4 protein-coding genes are annotated in these 5,820 nt (G+C 39.4%); all 4 read left to right on the forward strand.

Annotation, left to right across the window (positions count from 1 at the left end):
* Positions 1 to 206: 206 nt before the first annotated feature.
* Complete coding sequence (gene bioD / locus ACIR131C_RS0120005; RefSeq protein WP_028091590.1) at positions 207 to 896, forward strand: dethiobiotin synthase; 690 nt, start codon at positions 207 to 209, stop codon at positions 894 to 896.
* Positions 897 to 975: 79 nt separating this feature from the next.
* Complete coding sequence (locus tag ACIR131C_RS0120010; protein ID WP_028091591.1) at positions 976 to 2,193, forward strand: M20 family metallopeptidase; 1,218 nt, start codon at positions 976 to 978, stop codon at positions 2,191 to 2,193.
* 202 nt (positions 2,194 to 2,395) lie between these two features.
* Positions 2,396 to 3,160, forward strand: coding sequence for a helix-turn-helix domain-containing protein (locus tag ACIR131C_RS0120015; protein WP_231395512.1), 765 nt, complete (start codon positions 2,396 to 2,398; stop codon positions 3,158 to 3,160).
* On the forward strand, positions 3,060 to 5,792 hold the full coding sequence (locus ACIR131C_RS0120020; RefSeq protein WP_028091593.1) for a peptidase domain-containing ABC transporter: 2,733 nt from the start codon (positions 3,060 to 3,062) through the stop codon (positions 5,790 to 5,792). The genes ACIR131C_RS0120015 and ACIR131C_RS0120020 overlap by 101 nt, the downstream gene beginning before the upstream one ends.
* Positions 5,793 to 5,820: the final 28 nt, after the last annotated feature.

Here is a 5,820-nt window from a genome sequence, read left to right on the forward strand (position 1 = left end):
AGAAACCCCCACCCCAACGGAAACCCCCACCCCAACGGAAACCCCCACATCAGGATTTAATGGGACTAATTAACGCTAAATTATGAAAAGAACCTCAGATTTGACGCAAAACAGCAAGTGGGGGTAATTCATGAATTATCCCTACGCAATGACAGGGTTTTCAGCCTACTTTTTTACGCATTAAGTCATCATTTCTAGCAAAAACATTGTTGAAAACTTTACTGATTACGGGAACTGATACGGAAGCGGGTAAAACCGTTGTCACAACGGCTTTAGCCGCTTATTGGCAAAAATATTATCCCCAGCGCAGTTTGGGAATTATGAAGCCAATTCAATCGGGTATGGGAGATAGGGAACTGTATCAAACTCTGTTTAGTCTTGAACAGTCGCCAGAAGAAATTACACCTTTGTATTTTCAAGCACCTTTAGCTCCCCCTATAGCCGCTGCTAAGGAAAATCGCCAAGTTGATTTGGCGGTAGTTTGGCGAACTTTGTTAGCTTTACAAAAACAACGTGATCTGGTATTAATTGAATCTTTGGGGGGGTTAGGTTCACCAATTACTGATGAGTTAACAGTAGCTGATTTAGCAGGAGAATGGCGATTACCGACAATTTTGGTTGTACCTGTGAGATTGGGAGCGATCGCAAATGCCGTTGCTAATGTAGCATTAGCTAGACAAACTAAAATCGCCCTCCGTGGTATTGTTCTTAATTGTATCCAACCGCGACAAGAGGAAGAAATTGCTGATTTAACTCCAGTCGGGTTAATTCAATCACTGACAAATATCCCAGTTTTAGGTTGTATTCCCTATGTCGAAAATCCCCAAGATTTAGAAAAACTTGCGGAAATTGCTGCTAGTTTGGACTGGGAAACATTATATGCCAATCTTCAATAATTTCTCAACAAAGAGATCCCCAACTTCTCTAAGAAGTCGGGAATCTTAAATTTTCAAGTTTTAGCTTTTAGGTAATAATATGGTTTCGACATTTCCTCTGGCTTCAACAGTAAATCTCAAAAATGTGCGGTTAGAAATTCGGGCTTTACAACCGCAATTAGTCGAGTGGAGACGACAAATTCACCAAAAACCAGAATTAGGTTTTCAGGAAAAAATCACCGCTGAATTTATTTCCCAAAAGTTGCAAAATTGGGGAATTGAACATCAAGTGGGAATTGCACAAACGGGAATTGTAGCGATTATTAAAGGGGAAAAATCTACCCCTGGTAAAGTATTAGCAATTCGGGCTGATATGGATGCTTTACCTATTCAAGAACTCAATGAAGTTCCCTATTGTTCTCAACGGGATGGGATAATGCACGCTTGTGGACATGATGGACATACAGCGATCGCTCTCGGTACAGCCTATTATCTCCATCAGCACCGTCAAGAATTGAACGGGACTGTAAAAATTATCTTCCAACCCGCAGAAGAAGGTCCAGGTGGAGCAAAACCCATGATAGCGGCAGGTGTACTTAACAACCCTGATGTTGATGCTATTATCGGTTTACACTTATGGAATAATCTGCCTTTAGGAACGGTGGGAGTCCGCCCTGGAGCATTAATGGCCGCTGTGGAATTGTTCCGCTGTACCATTTTCGGTAAAGGTGGACATGGAGCAATTCCCCATCAAACCGTAGATTCTCTAGTGGTAGCGGCGCAAATAGTCAGTGCTTTACAAACCATTGTCTCCCGTAATATTAACCCCCTTGATTCCGCAGTTGTGACAGTAGGAGAACTCCACGCAGGGACAGCAGTTAATGTCATTGCTGATACCGCAAAAATGGGCGGAACCGTGAGGTATTTTAATCCTGATTTAGCAGGTTTTTTTAAAGAACGCATAGAAAAAATTATTGCGGGAATTTGTCAAAGTCACGGTGCAAATTATGACTTAGATTATATCCATCTTTATCCACCTGTGATCAATGATGCAGAAATAGCTGCATTAGTGCGTTCAGTAGCCCAGGAAGTGATAGAAATCCCCATTGGTGTATTTAGTGAATGTCAAACCATGGGCGGGGAAGATATGTCATTTTTCTTACAAGAAGTTCCTGGTTGTTACTTTTTTCTGGGTTCTGCAAATGCAGAGAAAAAATTAGATTATCCTCATCATCATCCCCGATTTGATTTTGATGAAACCGCTTTACCTATGGGTGTGGAAATGTTTGTGCGTTGTGTAGAAAAGTTTTTTGCTTGAAAACTCCTAGAAGAAAAGAAGGTTTCTCTAGATATTTTACGTAAGTCCTAATTCATACTAAGTTCTGGAAGCAGAGCCAAAAGAACACCATTCCCAGTCTCCGACTGGGAACGAGAATAGTGTAAATTTTTTATAAATTGCTAGTATTACAATGCAAATGTGACCTTAAAATACAAAAAAGTCTCCTTTAAAAAGAGATAAGATGGCTGCTGGCTTTTATTTTCACAATTTTGAACCATTTATGCAATATCAATGGACAAGTGGTACAAGTAGTAATAGTCTGAGAGACAATTCTTTAGGTAGCTTTTTATCAGATTTTCAACGGCAAATGCTGTTAAAATCATTACAAGAAAACTGCTCTCAATCCCAGCGTCAACGGATTCAAATTATGTTATTAGCGGACGAGGGGATAACTCAAGCAGAAATTTGTCAAATTTTGGGGTGTTGTCCCGCAACTGCTAGACATTGGATACACATAGCTCGTCAGGGAATGGTGCATCAATGGCAAGATAGTCGGATTGGTCGCCCTAAATCAGTTAGTGATGAGTATTTACGACGTTTAAAAGAATTATTACACAGTGATCCTCGTGATTATGGTTATATTTCTCAACAATGGACATTGAATCGCTTGCATAAACATCTATCGGAAGAATTTGGCTTTGAAGTCAGCGATCGCCATTTTAAGCGAATTCTCAAACAAATGGGTTTATCCACTCGGCCAAAATCCAGCCATAATCAACAAAATAGCCCAAAATCAGCCGCAGAACCCAAAATAGCCATTGCTGACCTTAAAAAAGCAAATACCGCCGATTCCTCCGAAATTATACTTATTAATTTTCACAAACCAGTAAAGGATTCAGACATTTATGGCGCACAATATCTCCGCTCAATTAGTATCTCTGGAACAAATCAACAATACATTGGGGTATTCACTGACCGCAGAAGAATTTTATCACTATCTTCCTGAACTTCAACCTATCAACCCTAAAGTCGGCAAATTCTGGACAGGAAAGAATGTTGAACCGGGCATTTACATCATACTTACAGGCAAAGTCAGACTACTAGATGATAACGACGAATTAATTACTACCCTAGAACCTGGAGCATCCTTTGGTGAATTTACCTTATTTCCCCAATCTCAATTTCCACCTTATGCAGCCAGAGCTTCAGCAAATTTACGGTTATGTTTCTTGCCAGAAAAGTTACTATTGCCTTTAATAGCCAAGTATCCCCAAATTCGAGAACATTTATGGCAGAAAGCATACTCCCCAGAAACGCAGATTATACAAGCAGATTATACACCGCTCAAACCAAACCCACCAGAGAACGACAATTCAAATTCAGATTCAACCCCTTATCTAACCTCACAATCAAAAGAATCAAAAATTAATAAAGCCTATTTTCCCAGTCCCAGACAACGGGTGGGGCATTTATGGCAAAGGGTAATGGGGCGCTATCCATTCTTTGCTCAACAGAGTGGTTCTGACTGCGGAGCAGCTTGTTTAGTCATGGTATCCCGGTATTGGGGGAAACGTTTTAGTGTAAATCGTCTCCGTGATATTGCTAATGTAGACCGCAATGGTGCATCCTTACGAGGGTTATTAACAGCAGCAGAAAGTCTAGGTTTTGCTACTAGACCTGTCAAAGCTAGTTTAAAGCAGTTAGCAAAGCAAAAATTACCCGCCATTGTTCACTGGGAAGGCAAACATTACATAGTTGTCTACGAAATTACCCCTAAATATGTAATTGTGGCCGACCCCGCTATTGGTCAACGCACCCTCACCCATAAGGAATTTAACAGCGACTGGACTGGTTATACATTGTTGTTACAACCGACAGCAATGCTCAAAGAAACGAAAGAGACATCTACACCTTTTTGGCAGTTTTTCGAGTTAATAAAACCCCATTCTTTAGTCATGTTGGAAGTATTTATCGCTTCCATATTTATCCAGATATTTGGCTTAATTACCCCCCTATTTACCCAATTAATTTTAGATCGGGTAGTGGTGCAACGGTCAGAACTGACCCTGACAACAGTAGGAATAGGATTGTTAATTTTTAGCCTTTTTCGGGTAGCCATGACTGGTTTAAGGCAATATCTTTTAGATCATACAGCAAATCGCATAGACTTAGCATTAATTGTCGGTTTTATTCGTCATACATTGCGTTTACCCCTGAGTTTTTTTGAGACTCGTTATGTGGGAGATATTATTTCTCGTGTCCAGGAAAACCGCAAAATTCAACGCTTTTTATCGGGTGAAGCATTATCAATTCTCCTAGATTTATTCACTGTCTTTATCTATGTAGGCTTGATGTTTTGGTACAGTTGGAAAATGGCATTATTAGCTTTAATAATTGTCCCACCCTTTGCCTTATTAGCATTAATTGCCACACCCTTTTTACAAAGGATTTCCAGAGAAATATTCAATGCAGTTAACAAAGAAAGTAGTTACCTAATAGAAGCCCTAACTGGTGTGCGAACAGTCAAAGCCACAGCAGTAGAACAAACAGTAAGATGGCATTGGGAAGAGTTATTAAATAAAGAGATAAAAACCAACTTTTCCGGGCAAGTTATCGGCAATCGTTTACAAATTTTTAGTAACACAATTGAAGCAATCGCTACCACAGCTTTATTATGGTTTGGGGCATATTTAGTAATTCATAATCAGTTAACCGTGGGACAACTAGTAGCATTTAATATGCTGCTGGGTAATATTATTAATCCCTTTCAACGGTTAATTGTCCTCTGGAATGAATTGCAAGAAGTTGTGATTGCAGTAGAAAGAATTAACGATGTTTTAGACACAGAACCAGAAGAAGACTTACAAAATCAATCACGGCAGAATTTACCAGCAATTCAGGGGCATATTCGCTTTGAAAACGTCACATTTCGCTATCATCCAGAAAGCGATATTAATATATTAGAAAACCTCAATTTTGAAATCAAACCCGGACAAATGGTAGCCTTAGTGGGACGCAGTGGCTCAGGAAAAACCACCATTTCTAAATTAGTTATCGGCTTATATCCCCCCACAGACGGTAAAGTTTTAATTGACGGACAAGATATTACCAGTCTTTCCTTGCGTTCTTTTCGACAACAAATTGGTGTAGTTGACCAAGACACATTTTTATTTGGTGGGACAATTCGAGAAAATATCAGTTTAGGACATCCAGGAATACCTTTATCAGAAGTAATTGCAGCAGCAAAAATGGCTGGTGCTGATGAATTTATCAAAAAATTACCCATGGGTTATGAAAGCCAAATTGGTGAAGGTGGAGGTTTATTATCTGGTGGACAAAGACAGAGAATAGCCATTGCTAGAGCATTATTAGGTAATCCCAAATTATTGGTTTTAGATGAGGCAACTTCTCACCTAGATACCGAATCAGAAAGAATAATTCAACAGAATTTTAACACAATTCTCAAAGGAAAAACTACTTTAATAATTGCCCATCGTCTTTCCACCGTGCGAAATGCCGATTTAATTTTGGTACTAGATAGAGGTGTGTTAATTGAAAGTGGTACTCATGAAGAATTAATGGCTAAAAAAGGACATTATTTCTATCTAAATCAACAGCAATTACAAACACTAACGTAGGTTGGGTTGAGCCATAGCGAAACCCAAC

It is taken from the genome of Dolichospermum circinale AWQC131C (assembly GCF_000426905.1).
In the GTDB taxonomy this organism is placed as follows: domain Bacteria; phylum Cyanobacteriota; class Cyanobacteriia; order Cyanobacteriales; family Nostocaceae; genus Dolichospermum; species Dolichospermum circinale.

Coding starts and splice junctions, on each gene's coding strand:
- ACIR131C_RS0120010 (WP_028091591.1), top strand. CDS start 976: ATGGTTTCGACATTTCCTCTGGCTTCAACAGTAAATCTCAAAAATGTG.
- ACIR131C_RS0120015 (WP_231395512.1), top strand. CDS start 2,396: ATGGCTGCTGGCTTTTATTTTCACAATTTTGAACCATTTATGCAATAT.
- ACIR131C_RS0120020 (WP_028091593.1), top strand. CDS start 3,060: ATGGCGCACAATATCTCCGCTCAATTAGTATCTCTGGAACAAATCAAC.